Below are 20071 nucleotides of genomic sequence, written 5' to 3' on the forward strand. Positions count from 1 at the left end.
CGCGTTGGGAGGCTTAAACTATGAGCAAGCTTGCAACCGCCGAGGCGGACCGAAGCCCCTCCGGCTGGAAAATCATCTGGCGGGAAATTGTCCGCGACAAGGTGGCGTTTGCTTCCTTTCTTTTTCTAGGACTCGTTATCGTCTTTGTGTACGGCATTTCACTTGTGCTGGATCAGAAGCAGATCGTAACCGTCGATTTGTTCTCGCTGTACAAGCCGCCTTCCGCCGATTTTTGGCTGGGGACGGACTATGGCGGGCGGGATGTATTCGGGCAGCTGATTATCGGCACGCGCAACTCCTTGTCCATCGGCATTATTGTGACGCTGATGACGGGGATTATCGGCATTCTGATTGGTCTGCTGTCGGGTTATTTTGGCGGCAGCGTAGACAATGTATTTATGCGCTTCGTCGATTTCTTTATGATTTTGCCGACGCTCATGATTGTAATTGCGTTCGTGACCGCCGTGCCTAAATACAGCATTGTTTCGTTCTCGCTCATTATGACGGCATTTCTGTGGATGGGCATTGCCCGGCTGATTCGGTCGAAGGCGCTGCAGGAGCGGGAGCTGGATTACATTCAAGCGTCCAGAACGCTCGGTTCCTCCCATTTGAAAATCATGTTTACGCAGCTGCTGCCGAATCTCAGCTCCATCATTATTGTGACGATGACGCTGAATCTGGCAGCGAACATCGGTCTTGAATCCGGCCTTTCCTTTCTTGGCTTTGGCTTTCCTGAAAGTACGCCGAGCCTCGGTACCTTAGTCAGCTATGCGAGAAACCCGCAAACCCTGGAGAGCAGATGGTGGATCTGGTTACCCGCGTCAGTGCTGATCTTGGTATTGATGTTGAGTATAAATAATGTTGGTCAAGCGCTAAAGCGTGCGACGGACGCAAGACAAAGAAAAGGTTAATAAAAGGAGGAGATGGTGTAATGGGAAAGGGTAAGGGTAAGGGGACAAAGTATGTATTCGTTTCGCTGATGCTTGTGCTCGCGCTAATGCTGGGGGCATGTACATCAAATGGTGGAAGCGGGGCAGCCGAGAGCGCAAGTCCTGGGGCGAGTGCCGAACCTGCGGCTAGTGCAAGTGCAGCTCCAGCTGAAGATGACGGTCTTTATTCCATTGAGGATTTTAACAAGGTGAAAATTAATGAAGGTACGGCGCTGAAGGGCGGCTCCGTCACTTACGGCTTGGTGTCCGATACGCCATTTGAAGGTACGCTGAACTACAATTTCTATTCGGGCAACCCGGATGCGATGGTTTTGCAGTGGTTCGACGAGGGACTGCTGACTTGGGATGCAAACTACGTCTATACGAATGACGGCGCAGCAACCTATGAGGTTTCCGAGGATGGGCGCACGTTTACCTTCACCATTCGCGACAATGTCAATTGGCAGGATGGCGAGCCGGTGACGGCGGAGGATTGGCTGTTCGCGCATGAAATCATCGGAAATAAAGCTTATGATGGCCCGCGTTACGATTCCAATTTTACGAATATTGAAGGCATGGAGGAGTTTCATGCTGGCAAGGCAAAGACGATCTCCGGCATTAAGGTGCTGAGTGAAAAACAATTGCAAATTACGTACATTCAATCCACCCCTTCCCTGTTAACGGGCGGTGTATGGAATTATCCGCTGGCGAAGCATATTTTTGGCGATATGGATGTAGCGAAAATTTCCGCTTCCAAGGAAGTGCGCGAGAAGCCGATCGGCTTCGGACCTTTTAAAGTGAAATCAATTGTACCAGGCGAGTCGGTTGTATTTGAGAAAAATACCGATTACTGGCGCGGGGAGCCCGCTCTTGATGAGGTTGTGCTGAAGGTCATCAACCCAACGACGGTTGTGCAGCAGCTTGAGAGCGGCGGCGTTGATCTCGTCGATTCCTTCCCGGTTGACCAATATCCGGACAATGCGGGCATGTCGAACGTCGAATTCCTCGGCACGATCGATCGCGCGTATACGTATGTCGGCTTTAAGCTTGGTACATGGGATAAAGAAGCAAAAGTCGTTAAGCCGAATGACAAGGCGAAAATGGGCGATGTGAATTTGCGCAAGGCGATGTGGCAGGCAGTGGACAATGATGCGGTTGGCAAAAAGTTCTATCACGGCCTGCGCTGGAATGCGACGACGCTTATTCCGCCGTCCCACCCAGAGTTCCATGATTCCACCAATAAAGGCGTAACCTACGATCCAGAAGCGGCGAAAAAGCTGCTGGACGACGCGGGCTATAAATTAAACGGCGAATTCCGTACAAATCCAGATGGCAGCGAGCTGGTTATCAATTTTATTTCGATGACAGGCGGAGATATTGCTGAGCCGTTGGCCCGTTATTATGTGCAATCATGGGCGGCAATCGGCCTTAATGTCAATCTGGAAATGGTCGAGTTCAACTCCTTCTATGACCGTGTAGGCAACAATGGGGACGACGATCCTGCGGTTGATGTTTATCAGGCGGCGTGGTCTGTTGGCATCGATGTAGACCCTGCTGGTCTATATGGCAAAGATGCGATTTATAACTTCCCGCGTTTTGAGACGGAGGAGAATAGCAGGCTGCTTGCCGAGGGCGTCTCGGAGAAAGCCTTTGATGTAGAGGTACGCAAAGGCATTTATAAAGAATGGCAGCAATATATGGTTGATCAGGTTCCGGTATTCCCGACTCTATACCGCTCCGAGCTTGTTCCGGTGAATAAGCGCATTATGAACTATGCAATCGGCGATGGCACCGGCATTTATTTGCATCAGCTGGCTGTCTCGCAAGATAAACCGTTTGTAGCAGTGAAATAGCGTATAATAGAGCTTAGAGACTGCGACGAAATAAAGTACCGCTAATTTATTGACAAAACTCCCAAAACCGTGGAGATTTTGTCAACAAAAGCGGGTACTAATTTCCTCGCAGCTCCTTAGAGTAGCAAACAAGATAATCGGCGGGCCTCAGTTGCCCACCCGTTAGACAAGGGCTGTTCACTAGGGCGGAGGACTTCGCCTTGGGGAACAGCCCGCTTTGCGGTTGCAGCGGGTAGGACGCGGCTGCGCTCTTTTCAAACGGGGGCGGGAATGCTACAATCTCTGAAACTATAGCTTTGAAAATGGGGAAAGGCAGGAAACGATTATGAGCAATCGACCTTCTAGAAATGACTTTAATCCTTACTATGAAACGTATATTGAAAAAGTGCCCGAAGGCAGCATTAAGGATGTGCTGCTAGAGGCACAGCAGGCGACAAGCGAGCTGCTGGCAAGCATTCCGGAGGAGCGCGGCAGTTTTAAATACGCGGAAGGCAAATGGAGCATTAAGGAAGTTATTGGCCATATTAATGATACCGAGCGCGTGATGAGTTATCGCCTGCTGCGGATTTCACGGGGCGATTCGACGCCGCTGCCTGGTTTTGAGCAGGATGTGTTTGTAGCGGGTGCGCGGTTTAATGAGTATACGATCGAGGAGCTTGCTGAAGAGTATCGGGCGATCAGGCAATCGACGCTGAAGCTGGTTAGCAAGCTTTCCGATGAGGCGCTGTCACGGCGCGGCAACGCAAGCGATTTCGAGGTAACGGCATTGGCGCTCGCCTACATTATCGCCGGTCACGAGCTTCACCATTTGAACGTATTGAAGGAACGATATTTAATTGACTAGCTAATATAACAGTCACCAAAGGAGCTCTATGATGAGTGAAGCAAGCTTTAAGGATTATCAATTAAGTGAAGACATTACCCGGGCGCTGGACAGCTTAGGCTACAAGCAGCCGACCATTGTACAACGCGAAGTCATTCCGATTGCGCTGAGCAAGCGCGATCTTACGGTCAAGTCGCATACCGGCAGCGGCAAGACGGCGGCCTATGGCATTCCCATTTGCGAAATGGTGGATTGGGATGAAAATCGCCCGCAGGCGCTCATTCTAACACCGACACGCGAGCTTGCTGATCAAGTAACCGAGGACATCACCAATATAGGCCGTTACAAAAGAATTAAAGCGACGGCGATTTATGGCAAGCAGCCCTTTGCCCCGCAGCGAATGCAGCTGACGCAAAAAAATCATGTGGTCGTCGGTACGCCTGGACGCATTATGGATCATATCGAAAAAGATACGATCGATCTGGAGAAGCTGCGCTTCCTCGTCATTGACGAGGCGGACGAAATGCTGAGCATGGGCTTCATCGAGCAGTTGGAAATGATTATTCAGGAGCTGCCGAAGGATCGGGTGACGCTGCTATTTTCCGCTACGCTGCCGAAGGATGTAGAGCGGCTGTGCCATCGCTATATGAATGATCCGGTGGATATTGCGATTAAAGCTGAGGGCGCCGCGAAGGCCGAAATCGATCATTCGTTGTATATCGTACGGGATAACCGCAAGCTGCAATTGCTGCAGGACGTGACGGTGATGGAAAACCCGGACAGCTGCATCATTTTTTGCCGGACGCAGGTGAATGTCGATGAGGTGCATCATGAGCTGACCCAGCTCGGTTATCCGATTGGCAAAATTCATGGCGGCATGGAACAGGATGATCGCAATCGCGTAATGGGCGAATACCGCAGAGGCGAGTTCCGTTATTTGGTGGCGACTGATGTAGCAGCGCGAGGCATTGATATTGATCGGATTACCCATGTGATCAACTACGATTTTCCGATGGAGAAGGAAAGCTTTGTCCACCGCGCAGGCCGAACTGGACGAGCAGGCAACAAAGGCAAGGCGATCTCGTTCGTGACGCCAAATGAGGATTCTTTTCTCGCTAATGTTGAGGCGTACATCGGGTTTAAAATCCGGCAGGCGGAAGCTCCGCCTGAAGATGTCGTGGACAGCCGCAGGGAAAGCTTTGAGCTGAAGCTGAAAGCAAGTCCAGAATTGAAGCAGGACAAGAAGTCACAGCTCAGCGCAGACATCCTCAAGCTTCATTTCAACGGAGGCAAGAAAAATAAGCTCAGAGCGGTTGATTTCGTCGGCACCATTGCGAAAATCGAGGGCATGACGGCCGTAGATATCGGCATCATTACGATTGAGGACAATAAGACGTATGTGGAAATTTTGAATGGCAAAGGCAGCCTCGTGCTGCAAGCGATGAAAAACACGACGGTCAAAGGCAAGCTGCTAAAAGTACAGCCTGCTCGGAAATAACAGGTAAAACCGATGGCGATCAGCAGCAAAGGTAGCGGGAAGGGCGTACTAAGCAATGCGCTCCTCCCAGCCTCTATGCTGCATCGTTATCGTTTTTTTTATTGAGAAAGCAAAAAGCCTCGACTGACAAAGTTGAGCTTTTGACATTTGTATTGGGTTGGACCATATGATATGGTTGAAGCAGCAAAACGAACAAAGAGGGGATAATAATGGCAAATGAAACGCCGCTAACGAAGGAAGCCATATTGGACGCAGCGGAACAGGTGCTTCGGAGATATGGGCCCGATAAAACGTCGGTTACGGACATCGCAAAGTTTCTCCAGGTCAGTCATGGCACCTTATATCGGCATTTTGCGAGCAAGGCTGCGCTTCGAGAGACAGTTACCGAGAGATGGCTGGATAAAAGCGTATCCGAGCCTCTAGAAGGGATTGCGACTGCAACGGACGGCAGCGCGGCTGTACAATTGCGCTCATGGCTTGACGCGCTTATGCAGAAGAAGCAGATGTATGCGCTTGAGGATGCGGAGATGTTTGCAATGTACTCAGCGGTAACGCTGGAAGCCGTTGATTTAATTGCGGCGCATGTCGATCACTTGGTCAAGCAGATTGCCATCATTGTAGAACGCGGCATGCACAGCGGCGAGTTTAAGCCGGGTGATGCGCATGCGACGGCAAGGGCTATTTTTCTGGCGACGACGAAATTTCATCATCCGGCTTTTGTGCGCGAATGGTCGAGAAAGGAAATAGCTCAGGACTTTGATGCGGTATGGAGCTTGCTGCTTGCCGGATTACAATAAATACGCCTTTAGAAACAGATCGGATTACTCCGGGAGCCGTTTCTAAAAGGCGTATTTTTTTGCACTCAAATCGTATAAATGACAAAAAATAAAATTTGTTATTTGACATTTGATAGGTGTCAGCATATACTCAAATCAACAACAACGAGGAACGATTCCTCGCGACAAAGGATGGGACCACAGATGGAGAAAAGTTTAACGGGCAAAGTAGCATTAGTTACGGGCGCATCGAGAGGCATTGGGCAGAAAATCGCTGAGGATTTGGCACAGTATGGAGCCAAGGTAGTGGTCAATTATGCAAGCAGCCCAGCAAAGGCGGACGAGGTAGTCGCTGGAATTAAACGCGATGGCGGGGAAGCAACAGCAATTAGAGCGGATATCAGCAAGGTGGCGGAGATTGAAGAGCTTTTCCGCAAAACATTGGAAGCCTATGGTCAGATAGACATTTTGGTCAACAACGCAGGCATTATGATTAACAAGCCGCTCGCAAGCATAACGGAAGAGGATTTTGACAAGCAGTTTGAGATTAATGTCAAAGGCACCTTTTTTGCCATTCAGCAGGCAGCGCTGCATATGAAGGAAAACGGGCGCATCATTAATTTCTCAACGTCGGTGGCGGGCCATATGTTCAAGGCTTACAGCACCTACGCAGGAACGAAAGGCGCGGTGGAGCAGTTTACCCGCCAGCTTGCGAAGGAGCTTGGTCCGAAAGGCATTACGATCAATGCCATTGCACCGGGACCTGTAAACACGGAGCTGTTCAAGGCAGGGAAGACGGAGGAGCAGATAACGGCGATCAGCAATGCCAATTCCTTTGGACGGCTGGGCGAGCCGGAGGACATTTCACAGGTAGTGCTGTTTCTGGCAAGCAAGGAGTCGCAGTGGGTAACCGGGCAAACGCTGCGCGTGAATGGCGGATTTATTTAAAAGGATGGTTTGAAGCCCTCTCGCAGCTATGTTATGGTTCGTATAAAAGGAGAGGAAGATGATGCAGCATCTGAATCAAATAGTGCCGCTTCTGGAACAGGACACGCTTACGAACATTACGCTGCTGAAAATGATCGAGGCTTATGAGGGGGCCATCAGCAGCAAGCTCATCGAGGGCTCTGAACCATCGCGATGGGGGTTGCTCCTGCTGCTTCCAATTGAAGCGTATCCTTATGATCAGCAAACGTATCCCGAAGCTGACTATATCGCTTTTGTCGCGTATACGGAGCAGTCGCTGCTGCCCGAACTGCTCACAGCTGTTCCCACAGGTGCCCGCCTCGTATTCAAGCTCCAGAAGGATGAGTATCGGGAACAGCTTGCCCAATACTACGAGTTGGAGCAGGCCAGAGCATATATTTCCTATACGAGCCAAGACGAGCTTACCAGCAGCAACGTGCAGCAGCATAAGCAGCATAAGGCGATTAATAATGAAGACGTTGTGAAGCAAGAGACGCTGACAGAGGAACTGCTGCCGCTGCTTTGCAGCAACGGCTATACGCCGGAGGAGCTGCGAGGCTATTTTGCCGAACGCGCCTATGCCTTCGTGATTTACCGGGACGGCGAGGCTGCTGCCGGCTGCTTTATTTTTTGCAATTATAAAGACATTTGGGAAATTGCAGGCGTCCATACCCGGGAGCGCTGGCGTGGGCAAGGCTTGGCGAGGCAGCTTGTAGCTGCCGCGTTGGAGCATTTGAGGCAGAGAGGGCTGAGGCCTAGATACCATGTGCTGGAGACGAATGCCGCCTCAATCGGGCTCGCCGATTCGCTAGGCCTCCACCCCTTCATGAAGCTGACGCATCATACGATGCGAAGCCCCGCCGCGATACCGCAGTAAATTTAGGCGAATCAACAAAAGCCCGCCCTTCAACGCTAGCTGAAGGGCGGGCTTTGTTGCAAATATAGGAAAGTATATAATTTTTCCATCCTTTCTCTTACCGTACTTGTGCTTCGTCAAACCTTATAATTCCAGCAGCACGTAGCTGCCCATATAGAACAATTCAGCATCGTCATATTGATCAGGTACCTCTTCCCATACGATATCCCAAGTGTCATCCAGCATTTCCGAATAATCGACCTCAGGGGAAAGGCGCAAAATAATTTGATCCTGCCCGCTTTGCACGAGCTTCGTCAGCTCCATACGATATTGCTTATTGGAGGTGACTTCGAGACCATTTTTCACATAGTAGTCGTATTTATTGCTATCGCCGGTATATTGGTCGAGCTCATCGTCCAGCCAATAAGACACATCCTCTACATATTCCTCGTTAATGGCGGTCGCATCGCTCGCGTTATAGAGCATATAAGGAACATCTGAATTGGTCGCATTGTTGGTCGGATCGACGTTCAGCCATTCTTCGCCAATTTTGACCTTGTTCCATGCATGGGGAACGCCATCCAAATAGCCGGTTACGACAATCGTCTCCACGCCAGCGAGCTCGTTCAGCAGCTTGTAGGTGTAGGCATAGCTCATACAGACGCCGAGTTTATTGACCATTATGCCGTAGGTGCTGTAAGCATCATAAAACTCCGGGTCCACCTTGCGAAAATCATATTTATACGCATTATCCAGCGCATCATCATCGTATACCGTCGTATCGTTCAAATAATCATAGATCGCCAGCCGTTTTTCCTCGTCGTTCATATCTGGCGTAATCGTGGCTGCAATAATGCGTTCGGCCTCCTGCATAATTTCCCGCTGCTTCGCGCGCATCTCCTTGACCGGATTCTCGTAGGACACATAAAGCGAAAGTGTGCGGTAATCGTAGCCGTAGCTTGCCAGCCCGATAATATATGGGTTTTGGTACATGACCTTCTCGACGACGTCAATGAGAACCTCGGTATTTTGCGCTTCGGGAAAGGACATAAGCGAAATGTCTTCCTCTCCGGTCATCAAGTTGCGGGCCAAATATTCCTCTAGCGCCGAGTCGGCAGAAATATTTAGCTTCTCCAGCAGCTTGTCGGTTGGAACCTTTGCTTTATCGCCCTTGGCGACGACCAGTCGCGTATTTTCGATTTGCCGATCAATCAGGTTGTCGGTAGTCGAAGCCGCTTTGGTGTAGCGGGTAATAATAGTCGGCACATTGGCATCCGGTATAAAATAGGTCGTATTTTCCGGCTGGACGTAGCCGGTATTAGCTGTATTATCGGCTTCGTCATCCTCATCCTCATACCAGGAGGCTACATAATCAATATCCTCAAGGGTGACGTCTTCGACCCAGACGACGCCTGTCAGCGCTGTACCTTTAATGGAATAAGGAATGCGCAGGGGGCTGGACGGCTCAAGGACAAGCGCATCCGTTTCATACACGATGTCCTTAAAGCTGATAGAGCCATCCGTATGCTTGACCTCGACGCTGTATGGCAGATCATCTACGTATTCATAGGTATTGCCGAACAATTCTCCTTCATATTCGTCGGTAACCTCCGTCGGAAGCTGGCTCGACAAATCGGCCGTCACGACGGGGGCGCTGAAGTTGGATTCCTTGCCGTTGGCAACGGCTGTGACATAAAAGTTGCCCTGTACCCCGGTATTTTGCGCGAGTGTAAAGCTCTCGCCCGTATCCAGCTCTAATTGCTCGTAAGTGGTATCGCCAAAATCTTCGAACTCCGTTCCTTTGACCCGCTCAATCAGGACAGGGGTCTCCAAATAAAAGGCGGATTTTTTGCCCGGAGCGCTTGTCGTTCCATCCGTTTTCCGAGCTTTGGGGAAGGTCTGGTACACCTTGTATTCGCTGACCCCGGTTATTTTATCCCATAAGAGCTTTAGCCTGCCATCCTCGCTTATTTCATAGGTGAGATTCGGAACGGGCAGCTTGGACTCCACCGTGAATGGGATAATGAGCGGCTCCTCCAGCTTTTTGGGCGTAGTGGAAGCCATGTCATAATCAATGCGGAGATAATAAATCGGCGCATTTCCCCAGCCTAATGGATCAGAGGAGGAAGCGGAAGGAAGCGGCAGCACACCTGAATCCAGCGGCTCGACCGTGATTATGCTTTTGCTGCCCTCCACAGGAGTGACCCGGTTGAATGAAGCCATTTGGCTGGAGGGCAGCGCCTGCCGGTCTGTATGAACCGTAATCGTTTCTTCCCACTTTAAATTATCGAGCTGCGTCAAATCGGATTGAAAATGAAAATCGAATTTCATATCTTTGGCTACATTGTAGAGCGGCATAATCGGCTTATTGCTCGTTTCGCCGTATTTTTGCTTTAATTGCTGCACGGAAAGCTTCTCCGGCGTCTGCCAAGCATATTTAAGCAGCTTAATGCTGGAATTGAAGCCATTTGCCGCATCTGACATGCAGCCCGTCAGCAGCAGGCTCATGAGCAGCAGGCTGAGCAGCATTTTTTTCATTGCGCAGGTCTCCTCCGGGAAGTGATGAAATCGTATAGTTAGCAATATGAAAATTTTACCTTGTTAAATTAAATTATTCAATTCATTTCATAGTCATGACAAAAAGGGCTGATCCCATTTGTGCCAAACGCAGCGTATTGATGGGCCCTATACGCAGTGTTAGCCGTGAGAAAAGGTGAAAAACGTACTTTTCAGCCTGCTTATTCTATTTTTGATATCGTCCGGCCGGAATTGAACAAAAAATTAAACGACTGGCATAAATAATCCCATTGTGTAGCGGGGCGCTATGCTATTTAATTATTACGAGCTAATGAAAACGCATACATTTAGGAGGGGGAACATGAAGCGAAGAAAAATAGCAGCGGTGCTGCTGGTTGCAGCTATGCTGCTCAGCACGCTGACGGGGCTTGCGCCACGAGCGGTTTGGGCAACAGAGGAGGAGCCTGCTTATTTGGATGAAGGGGTGTCGGCAGCGGAGTCGGTGTACCAGCCCGGCCTGATTTTACACTATGATATGAAGACGACGGCAACCGATGCAGGGCAGACCATTGTGAAAAATGTAGCTGGCGGAACAGCCGTATATGACGGCATTTTCCGCAATCCATCGAATGGCCAGCTTGTGGCGAATGGCACTGCTGGTTTTGCTGGCTTTAACGGAGGCGCGGCTTCCGCGAACAGCGGCTATATTGAAATACCGAAAGGCGCAGGCGGCGAGGATCTGCTGAGCGGCTTAACCGATGTCACGATTTCCTCGCTTGTCAATTGGGAAAACGACGGCACGAATCGCTGGATATTCGGATTCGGTGCCACGACAAGCGATCCCGAGAATGGCAACAAATATTTGTTTGCCACGCCGCGTCATGGCAGCACGGGCAATTATGCGGCTGCCGGCATATCGAAAAGCGGCTGGCGCAATGAAGCGCTGTGGAAAGGGGCTACTACACTTGCAGCGGGAGCCTGGAAGCAGGTGACGGTCGTTTTTTCCGGTGCGGCGGATACGATAACGCTGTATATTGACGGCGTGAAGGCATCCTCCGGCTCGGCGAAGGGCATTAAGCTTGCCGATATTATTAATACGGGGACGAACTACTCCGGCTATATCGGCAAATCTATTTTCGCGGGCGATGCGTTCTATCGCGGCTTGGTAGGCGACTTCCGCGTCTACAATTATGCGCTGAACGATCAGCAGGCGGCTGATCTGTATACGCAGGCTTCCGGCACAATCACGGACCTCAAGCAGCTTGTGCTGACAGCGGCAGCGGATGCACTCGCTCCAGCGACTATGCTTGCCTCAGGCGATTCGAGCGCTGATGCGGTTACGAAAAATTTGACGCTGCCGGCAGCTGGCCGCAATGGCGTAGCGATTGCATGGAGCTCCAGCGATGCGGCGGTCATTGCCGCAGATGGAAAGGTGACGCGTCCAGCGGCGTCAGAAGCGGATAAGTCGGTGCAGCTAACCGCGAGCCTGACGTATCAGGGGCTTTCCATGCAGCGGTTGCTGAGCTTTAAAGTATTAAAGGAATTTTCTGAAAGCGCTATCGCAGAGGCGGATGCGGCGGCGCTAATCATCCATAATCTAGATCAGGTTAAGGGACATTTGACGCTGCCTCAGCTTGGAGGGAACGGCTCCAGCATTGAGTGGGAATCGAGTGATCCGGCGGTTGTGAAAGGCTCAGCGCAGGCGGCAGGCGATGCGGCGCAGCTGGGCAGAGTGCTGCGTCCCGCGGATAAGGATGCCGTCGTTACGCTCAAGGCCACGGTGAAAAAAGGCAGCGCAAGCACACAGCGGCTGTTCCAGCTAACCGTGAAGCAGGCTCCGCCGAGCCTCGATTATGACGCGTATTTCTTTGCTTATTTTACCGGGGAGTATGAGGGCGGAGAAGAAATTTCCTTTGCGACAGCCGAAGACCCGCTCAAATGGCGGGCGCTGAATAACGGCCAGTCAATTATTCAATCGACGCTGGGCGAGAAGGGGCTGCGCGACCCGTTCATTATGCGCTCGCATGAGGGCGATAAGTTTTATTTGCTGGCGACGGATTTGCGCATGGGCGAAAGCACAAATTTTGACCAGGCGCAAATAACGGGCAGCCATTCGATTATGATTTGGGAATCTGACGATCTCGTCAACTGGAGCGAGCAGCGGATGGTCGAGGTCGCGCCGAAAAACGGCGGCAACACGTGGGCGCCTGAGGCAATCTATGACGAGAAAACCGGACAATACGTCGTATTCTGGGCTTCTTCCATGAAGGTTGCCGATACGTATGGCAAATACGCGAGCGGACGCCCATCGGGGCAGTACAACGTTATGTATTACGCGACGACGCGGGATTTTTATACGTTTTCCGAGCCAAAGGTGTATATGGATGAAGCGTTCCCGACGATCGATACGACAATGCTTCAGGAGGGCACAGACCTGTATCGTTTTACGAAATCGGAAATCGGCTACAAAGTGTTTTATGAGAAGGCAGCTAACGTCTTTGACGATGTTGACGGCATTGCGGCTAATGGCTACCAGTTTACGGCGATTGCCGGTACGAAAAATGGCAGCCAGGGGCGCATCGGCCATGGTAGCAACAATGAAGGGCCAACCGTATTCAAGGATATTCGGGAGGACAAATGGTATATGTTCCTCGATTCTTGGCCTTATCATGTACGTGTATCAACCAATCTGGAGGACGGAGCGCAGTTTAGGGATAATCTGCTCGCTGCTGATCAATATGCCCTTCCGCCAGGGCCGCGCCATGGCACGGTCATTCCGGTAACGCGGACGGAATATGATGCGCTGCAAGCGAAATACGGCTTGCCTGGTCCAGCGGAAAAGGAGCAGCCAGTTGTGCATTATACGTTCGACAGCAGCAGCGTAACCGGCACGCTTGTGAAGGATATGTCCGGGCAGGGGCACAATGCGACGCTCGTTGGCGGAGCTACCATTAACGAGTCGGATAAAATAGGCAGCTCTGGCAGCTCGGTGGAGCTGGACGGCGCAACAGGCTATGTAAAGCTGCCAGACAATCTGGTGCGCGACTTGAATTTGGAGAAGACGACGATCGCCACTTGGGTGAAGACTGATCAGAACAAGCTGAACCAGCGGATTTTCGACTTTGCTTCGGATACGGGCAGAGCGGCTAACCGCAATACGATGTATTTGAGCACTACAGGCGATACTGGCGGTCTTGAATTCGCTATCGTTACGCCATTCACGGAGAAATTCGCAAGCGATTCGACGCTGCTTGGCGCGAACTATAAATATGCGCTTCGCGCAGCGACGCCAGAGGCAAATGCTTGGCATCATGTAGCCGTATCCATCGACGGCTTCGAGGCGGTCATGTATGTGGACGGGAAAGAAGTGTCGAGCAGCAGCACCTTTAACGCAGAGCCACGCATGCTGCTGAAAACTTCGATGAACGATATTGGCAAATCCCGAAATGCGAGCCACGGCTTGTTTGACGGCAGGCTGGACGACTTCCGCATTTACAATCGGGCGCTGACGAAGGAGCAGATTGCTGCGCTTGCAGCGGACTTGCCGGAAACGCCGGGAGGCGGCGAGCAGCCGGAAATGCCGAAGGCGATCGTCCATTATGATATGGGCCAAGTCGACGGCACGACGGTGAAGGATTTGGCTGGAAGCTTTAATGGCACTTGGGTCAATTCGCAAAATGCAGAGCGGATACATGCCGGGCAGACGGGCGTTATCAGCTTCACAGGCGGCACGACCAGCTCCTATATTGAGCTGCCAAAAGGGGTAACCGATGGCCTGACCGATACGACGGTATCCATACTGATGAACTGGAGTGGCAAGGCTGGGGCCGAATGGGCTTTCGCATTAGGGCAGAACAGCACCAAATATATGTATTTTACACCACGCTATAACACATCGGCGGCGAATGCGCGGGCGGGCATTGCGACAAATTCATGGAACAACGAGGTAGCGGCGCAGCACACAGCTGGTCTGACGACCAATCAGTGGAAGCTGGTAACAGCGGTTTTATCTGAAAAGGAGCAGACGCTAACGCTTTATATTGACGGCGTAATGGTAGGAGCAACCGCAACGGGCGGCAAAACCATGGCCCAGATTCAAAATGCAGGCGGCATCAGCGGCTATATTGGCAAATCCTTTTATACGTCCGATCCCTATTTCGGCGGCATGGTCGCTGATTTTAAACTGTTCAATGGCGCTTTGAGCGGGGCAGAGGTTGGGGCTCTACAGCGGGAGGCTGCGGCGAAGATCGCTGCGCTTGACGGGCTAACGCTGGAATATGCGGCTAACCAGCTGGATTACAGCGCTTTTCTGAACGGCAATGCGAGCAAGGACAGCATTCGCACGAATTTGAAGCTTCCGGCAAGCGGCGGACATGGCACAACGATTACTTGGGTGTCTGGCACGCCGAGCGTCATATCGAATACGGGTGCTGTCACGCGTCCTGCCAACGAAGCAGGCAACCAGAGCGTCACGCTGACAGCTACGATTACGGATGGAGCCAAATCGGTGACTCGCAGCTTCACGGTCATCGTGGAGAAGGATGCGAGCCTCATGGAGAAAGCGCTGCTGGATGCGCAAAGCCTAATCGTCCATAACTTGGCCGATGTTCGCGGACATTTGACGCTGCAAGTGAAGGGTGCGAATGGATCGGCCATTGCCTGGGCCAGCGAGCAGCCTCATGTTATAACGGCGACAGGCGAGGTTACACGTCCCGCGCATGGCGCAGAGAGCGTAACCGTTAAGCTGACCGCCATCATTACGAATGGCGAAACCTCGATTTCGAAAGCGTTTCTAGCGACGGTGAAGCCGCTGCCTGCGCCAGCCGACTATAAAGCCTATGCGTTCACCTATTTTACGGGGGAAGGCTCGGCGAGCGGCGAGCAAATTTATTTTGCACTCAGCAAAGGCAATGATGCCTTGCACTGGCAGGAGCTGAATGGCGGGCAACCAGCGATTACGTCGAATTTGGGTGAAAAGGGTCTGCGTGATCCGTTCATTATCCGTTCCCCAGAGGGCGACAAATTTTATCTGATCGCAACCGATTTGAAAATTTACGGCAATGGCGATTGGGGCGCTGCCCAGACGAGCGGAAGCCGCTCGATTATGGTATGGGAATCGACTGACCTTGTAAATTGGTCGAACCAGCGAATGGTAGAGGTCTCTCCGCCGGAGGCCGGGAATACTTGGGCTCCGGAAGCGTTCTATGACGAGGAGACCGGTGAATATGCCGTATTTTGGGCATCGAAAATGTATGCCGACGAAAGCCACAGCACAGGTACGCATCAGCGCATGATGGTGGCGAAAACACGCGACTTCTATACGTTCTCGGAGCCGGTCGAGTATATGAACGATGGCTACTCGATTATTGATACGACGATGATTGGACATGATGGCAAAGTTTATCGTTTTACGAAGGATGAGCGCAGCAATAACAGTGCGACGCCGAATGGAAAGTTTATTTTTCAGGAGTCAGGCAGCAGTGTCTTTGACAGCAGCTTTAAGGTAATCAAGGAGGGCATCGGGCGGGTACAAATTTCACAAGGCGAAGGGCCGACCGTATTTAAGTCCAACACCGAGGAAAAATGGTATATGTTCATTGATGAATTTGGCGGCAGAGGTTATGTGCCGTTTGAGACAACGGATCTCGATTCGGGCGAGTGGAAAATATCGACGAATTATGAGCTGCCGTCACGGCCGCGCCACGGCACGGTCATTCCAGTGACACAAGCGGAATATGACCGCCTGCTTGTAAGCGTACCGAAGGCTGGGCAGTCCGAGTCTGGAACGAAAGTAACCGGTGTGCAGCTTGCGCCTTCAGCACTTGCACTGAAAACAGGGGAAGGAGCGCAAATGTCAGCGAATGTCACGCCTCTGGCTGCGACGAATAAGTCTGTCGTCTGGTCAAGCAGCAATACGGCTGTGGCAATGGTGGATGCAGCAGGTTATGTGCGCAGTGTTGGAAAAGGTGCCGCCTATATTAGTGTGACAACCGTAGATGGCGGATTTATCGCCGTATCAGCAGTGACGGTAAGCGCAGGTGAAGATAACGGTGGTGAACCGACACCGACACCGACACCAACGCCAGGTACGACGCCAACATCGACACCTAGCCCAACACCAGCACAACCGACCGTACCAAGCCCAAGTCCAACACCGACCATACCGGGCTCGACGACAGGTCCAACACCGACGCCGGTCATATCGATTCCGTCGATGGCACCGGGTACAACGCCAACGACACCGAGTCCAAAACCGAGTACGGAGCCTAGCCCAACACCGTCTGGCGCTTTTAGCGATACAGCGAACCATTGGGCGAGCGCTTCGATTGCAAAGCTGACGGAAAAAGGACTGATGAAGGGTTATCCGGACGACAGCTTCAAGCCGAATGCCGCGATGAGCCGCGCTGAATTTGTGACGGTCATCTATCGCATGCTTGGCATGGATTCAGTTGGAGGAGCTAGCAAAAACTTCAGCGATGTTTCGACAGATGCTTGGTACAGCGGGGCGGTTCATGCCTTGCGTGAAGCGGGAGTCGTTAGCGGCGATGCCGCAGGCACATTCAGGCCTAACGATTCCATTACGCGGGAGGAAGCTTTTGTGCTCGTATACCGCATTGTGAAGGAAAAGCTTGCGCTCAGTGGTGATAGCGATGAACCTTTATTCACTGACGATGCAGCGATTTCAGACTGGGCGAAGGAGGCGATAGCTGCTTTGTCCGCAGCAAATGTACTGAGCGGCTACGATGATGGCACGCTCAAACCGAAGGGCAGCATTACTCGAGCGGAAGTCGCGACGATTTTGGCGGCATTCGTAGAATGAGCAATGGATGCTAGCTGAAAAACCAGCGAAATAAAAATACGGCGGAAGCTCCCGAATGTTTGCCCGGGAGCCTCCGCCGTTTTATTTTCAAAAGTGCTATCGCTGAAAATTCCTCGCATGATTGTAGAGTTCAATATATTACGACTAAGGCGAAACTTCCGCTGCTAGACATCGCTTTTCACAAAGAGGTACAATTTAAAACAGATCCTTTATGCTTGCAGCATAACGGTCTACAAGAGAGGATGACGACACATGCCAAATTCAAATCATTTATTTGGACAAGCCCTTGTCAAATCGCTGGTGGGGGAACGCGGTCATATTCGCATCGCCCGTGCTTTGCCCGACATGGATGCCGAGTTGGCGGGACGTATTCATCAAGCTATGCCTTACAGCATTTATCAGCTGTTGAAACATATGCATTACTGGCAGCATTTCATGCTGGAGCATTTGGAAGGACGGAAGCCGCAGCTTCCTGCAAACGTTATGGAAAGCTGGCCAGAAGAGACTGCCCCGCAAGATGAGCTGTCATGGCAGGCGGATATTCAGGCCTTTCTGGACGGAGTCGATCAAGCGGTAGCTATTGCCGAAACCGCACAGCTGGATGAGCCGCTTCTGTATTTTCCAGGTGAGACAAAGGCGGGGCTGCTGCGCAATATTGCGTCCCACAATTCGTACCATCTGGGCGAAATTGTGCTGCTGCGCCGCTTTTATGGTGCTTGGCCTCCCCCAGGAGGCGGATTTCCGGCGTAACGGATAGAGACACCTTTTTACAGTTGCTTAGGGGCATAGGGGCAAACGCTATTTTTATTAACAGCCTCTAGCCCATTATTTAATGACCTCAGTAAATAATGCAGCGACAGTAGCGGCGAGCTGTTCTGGAGGAAGCTCCAGCTGAAGACCAACTTTCCCGGCGCTGACGACGATCGTCTCCTGTAGCTCAGCGCTGCTGTCGATAAAGGTAGGATACCGCTTTTTCATGCCAATTGGAGAACAGCCGCCGCGTATGTAGCCCGTCCACTTTTGCAAATCCTTCACTGGAAGCATTTCAAGCTTCTTCTCCCCGGCCGCTTTGGCCGCTTTCTTCATATCCAGCTCAGCCCCAACCGGAATGACAAAAATGTAGAGGCTGTTTCCGCTATGGGTGACCAGCGTTTTAAACACGCTATCGGGCGCTTTTCCAATTTTGTTAGCTACAGCACTGCCGTGGATTTTCCCATCCTCGTTATCATAGGTGTGCACCTCATAAGAAATATGGTCGGCATCCAGCATTCGCATGGCATTCGTTTTGGTTACTTGCATGTTTTATTCTCCTTGTGTATAGAAATCGATGTATTTCATAAGCTGGGCTGCGCCTTTAAATTGAAGGATAAGCTTTTCGTTTAAATTTTGGAGGGCAAGCTGAAACGCTTGATCGACTTTTGGATAGCTTTGCAGCTCGAAGGCTTTTAAGAGCTCCTTCATATTTTCGATATAATAAATGGTTTTTCTTAAGCTGCTAATGACGAGTATTTTTCTTAATTCAGGTACGGTGAAAATGCGATAGCCATTTTCTTTATCTCTTTCGGATTGGATCAATCCCTCTTTTTCCCAATGCCTAATTGCGGAAGTGTTCACCCCAGCCATTTCGGCAACTTTGCCAATCGTCATGGCATTCGTCATTTTAACATTTCGATATTTGCTAAAATCAGCATTTTTAATCAGCATAAGGATTTCTTCAACTCTTTGTTTTTCCACTTGGTTGAGGTACAGCTGGTTGTTCACCAGCCAAAGGGCCTGCACCTGATCGCCGTTTTTTATTTTTCTCATGACCTCATAAACGATCGGTATATCATAGCCTCGCAGTAGCGAGCGAATCGTTATAAAAGCTTGAAAATGGATGGGCAAATAGGACCTATGGTTGCCTATCGTTCTCGGTACATCCGGGAGCAAGCCCTGCTCCTCATATCTTCTTAAAGTAGTTGTACTTATTTTCAGCTCATTGGCAATTTGTACAGGGGTAAATGTATTTGTCATGCGCCTGCTCCTCATTAAAGTAAAAGCTTCAAGTGCTACGATAACATAAAAATGCCTGCTTCGAAATCCTGCCGCTGCTTCATGATGAAAAACCGGAATATTGCATGAATGTTGTATGGTATTCATATAAGCGGATTAGGAGTGATAATCATGAAAAAAATCGTAACTTTAAATGACGGTTCAAAAATGGAGGCGGGTCTAACCGGGAACCCTTCCGGTAAAGTCATCATGCTGCCAATAGCCAAAAAATCGGTTTATGGCCAGCAGGCTGAAAGCTTGAAAAGGTGGGGGGTAGATCCTGAGTTGGGGGAGCATTTTATCGAGGGACTATCCGATCAGTTTCAGGTTTTGTATTTTGATTATGAAGGCCATCTTTTTGAAAATCCGCAGCCGGATCAGCTCACGCCTGACCATATGACAAAGGATTTTCTGCTCATAGCCGATGAAATGAAGGTGGATACCTTTAGTTATTATGGCTACTCATGGCTTGCGTTAGCTGGCTTGCAACTGGCGATTCGAACAAACAGATTGGAAAGCTTGATTATGGGTGGATTCCCGCCATACGAAGGGCCTTATAAAGAAATGATGATCGTAACGGAAAAGACTCATGGGCAAGCTTTAAAAGATCCAAGCAGCTCTAAGGCTGCTAAATATGAAGAAAATACGAATCCGGATGAAATCGATTGGGATCATGTCCAAATCACTCTCGATCCAAAGCAAACCCAACAATTTTTCACCTTGTATCAAAATTTAATGGATTTTGATGATACGTCCATTCATAAAGCTTTGGACTTTCCTAAACTAGCCTTCGCTGGAGAACAGGATACGATTGTTTACGGCGAAAGCTTCGGCAGTGTAACGGTTGATATGATTGGTATATTGCAAAAGAATAAACAGCAGCTAGAACAATGGGGCTGGGATGTGGCTATCCTCGAAGGAGGAGGAATGGACCATACCCAAGCGATGCAGCCTAATGCTGTTCTGCCCTTGATTAAACCCTGGTTGATGGAGCATTTGTAA

13 protein-coding genes are annotated in these 20071 nt (G+C 50.6%); 10 read left to right on the top strand and 3 right to left on the bottom strand.

Annotated elements, in window-relative coordinates:
- The first annotated feature begins 20 nt into the window (after positions 1 to 20).
- From ASF12_RS10250 to ASF12_RS10280, 7 genes are all read left to right on the top strand, one after another.
- On the top strand, positions 21 to 911 hold the full coding sequence (locus tag ASF12_RS10250) for an ABC transporter permease (RefSeq protein WP_056033588.1): 891 nt from the start codon (positions 21 to 23) through the stop codon (positions 909 to 911).
- Positions 912 to 931: 20 nt separating this feature from the next.
- Entirely contained in the window at positions 932 to 2782 is a 1851-nt protein-coding gene (locus ASF12_RS10255) for an oligopeptide ABC transporter substrate-binding protein (RefSeq protein WP_056033591.1), read from the top strand.
- A gap of 325 nt (positions 2783 to 3107) precedes the next feature.
- Positions 3108 to 3626, top strand: a complete 519-nt coding sequence (locus ASF12_RS10260) for a DinB family protein (RefSeq protein ID WP_056033594.1) — start codon at positions 3108 to 3110, stop codon at positions 3624 to 3626.
- Positions 3627 to 3657: 31 nt separating this feature from the next.
- On the top strand, positions 3658 to 5103 hold the full coding sequence (locus ASF12_RS10265) for a DEAD/DEAH box helicase (protein ID WP_056033597.1): 1446 nt from the start codon (positions 3658 to 3660) through the stop codon (positions 5101 to 5103).
- Between the two features lie 209 nt (positions 5104 to 5312).
- Entirely contained in the window at positions 5313 to 5900 is a 588-nt protein-coding gene (locus tag ASF12_RS10270; protein WP_056033600.1) for a TetR family transcriptional regulator, read from the top strand.
- Between the two features lie 183 nt (positions 5901 to 6083).
- Positions 6084 to 6827 carry an SDR family oxidoreductase gene (locus ASF12_RS10275; protein WP_056033603.1) on the top strand — a complete coding sequence of 248 codons (744 nt, stop codon included), beginning with the start codon at positions 6084 to 6086 and terminating at the stop codon, positions 6825 to 6827.
- A 58-nt stretch (positions 6828 to 6885) separates the two neighbouring features.
- Positions 6886 to 7722, top strand: coding sequence for a GNAT family N-acetyltransferase (locus ASF12_RS10280; RefSeq protein WP_081418737.1), 837 nt, complete (start codon positions 6886 to 6888; stop codon positions 7720 to 7722).
- Between the two features lie 123 nt (positions 7723 to 7845).
- On the opposite strand, the gene ASF12_RS10285 is transcribed toward ASF12_RS10280, so the two are convergent.
- On the bottom strand, positions 7846 to 10239 hold the full coding sequence (locus tag ASF12_RS10285; RefSeq protein WP_056033609.1) for a transglutaminase domain-containing protein: 2394 nt from the start codon (positions 10237 to 10239) through the stop codon (positions 7846 to 7848).
- A gap of 340 nt (positions 10240 to 10579) precedes the next feature.
- Here ASF12_RS10285 and ASF12_RS10290 point away from each other — a divergent pair, with 340 nt between their 5' ends.
- Together ASF12_RS10290 and ASF12_RS10295 are read left to right on the top strand one after the other, a co-directional pair.
- On the top strand, positions 10580 to 17038 hold the full coding sequence (locus ASF12_RS10290; RefSeq protein WP_056033611.1) for an immunoglobulin-like domain-containing protein: 6459 nt from the start codon (positions 10580 to 10582) through the stop codon (positions 17036 to 17038).
- A gap of 252 nt (positions 17039 to 17290) precedes the next feature.
- The gene (locus ASF12_RS10295; RefSeq protein ID WP_056033614.1) at positions 17291 to 17788 is read left to right on the top strand and encodes a DinB family protein; all 498 of its coding nucleotides are present in this window, start codon (positions 17291 to 17293) and stop codon (positions 17786 to 17788) included.
- 75 nt (positions 17789 to 17863) lie between these two features.
- Here ASF12_RS10295 and ybaK read toward each other — a convergent pair whose 3' ends face one another.
- Positions 17864 to 18337: a Cys-tRNA(Pro) deacylase gene (gene ybaK, locus ASF12_RS10300; protein ID WP_046233532.1), complete on the bottom strand. Its 474-nt coding sequence runs from the start codon at positions 18335 to 18337 to the stop codon at positions 17864 to 17866.
- Between the two features lie 3 nt (positions 18338 to 18340).
- Entirely contained in the window at positions 18341 to 19051 is a 711-nt protein-coding gene (locus tag ASF12_RS10305; RefSeq protein ID WP_046233533.1) for a MerR family DNA-binding transcriptional regulator, read from the bottom strand.
- A 150-nt stretch (positions 19052 to 19201) separates the two neighbouring features.
- Between ASF12_RS10305 and ASF12_RS10310 the strand changes: the two genes are divergently transcribed.
- The gene (locus ASF12_RS10310) at positions 19202 to 20071 is read left to right on the top strand and encodes an alpha/beta fold hydrolase (protein WP_056033617.1); all 870 of its coding nucleotides are present in this window, start codon (positions 19202 to 19204) and stop codon (positions 20069 to 20071) included.

The organism is Paenibacillus sp. Leaf72 (assembly GCF_001422685.1).
Classification (GTDB): domain Bacteria; phylum Bacillota; class Bacilli; order Paenibacillales; family Paenibacillaceae; genus Pristimantibacillus.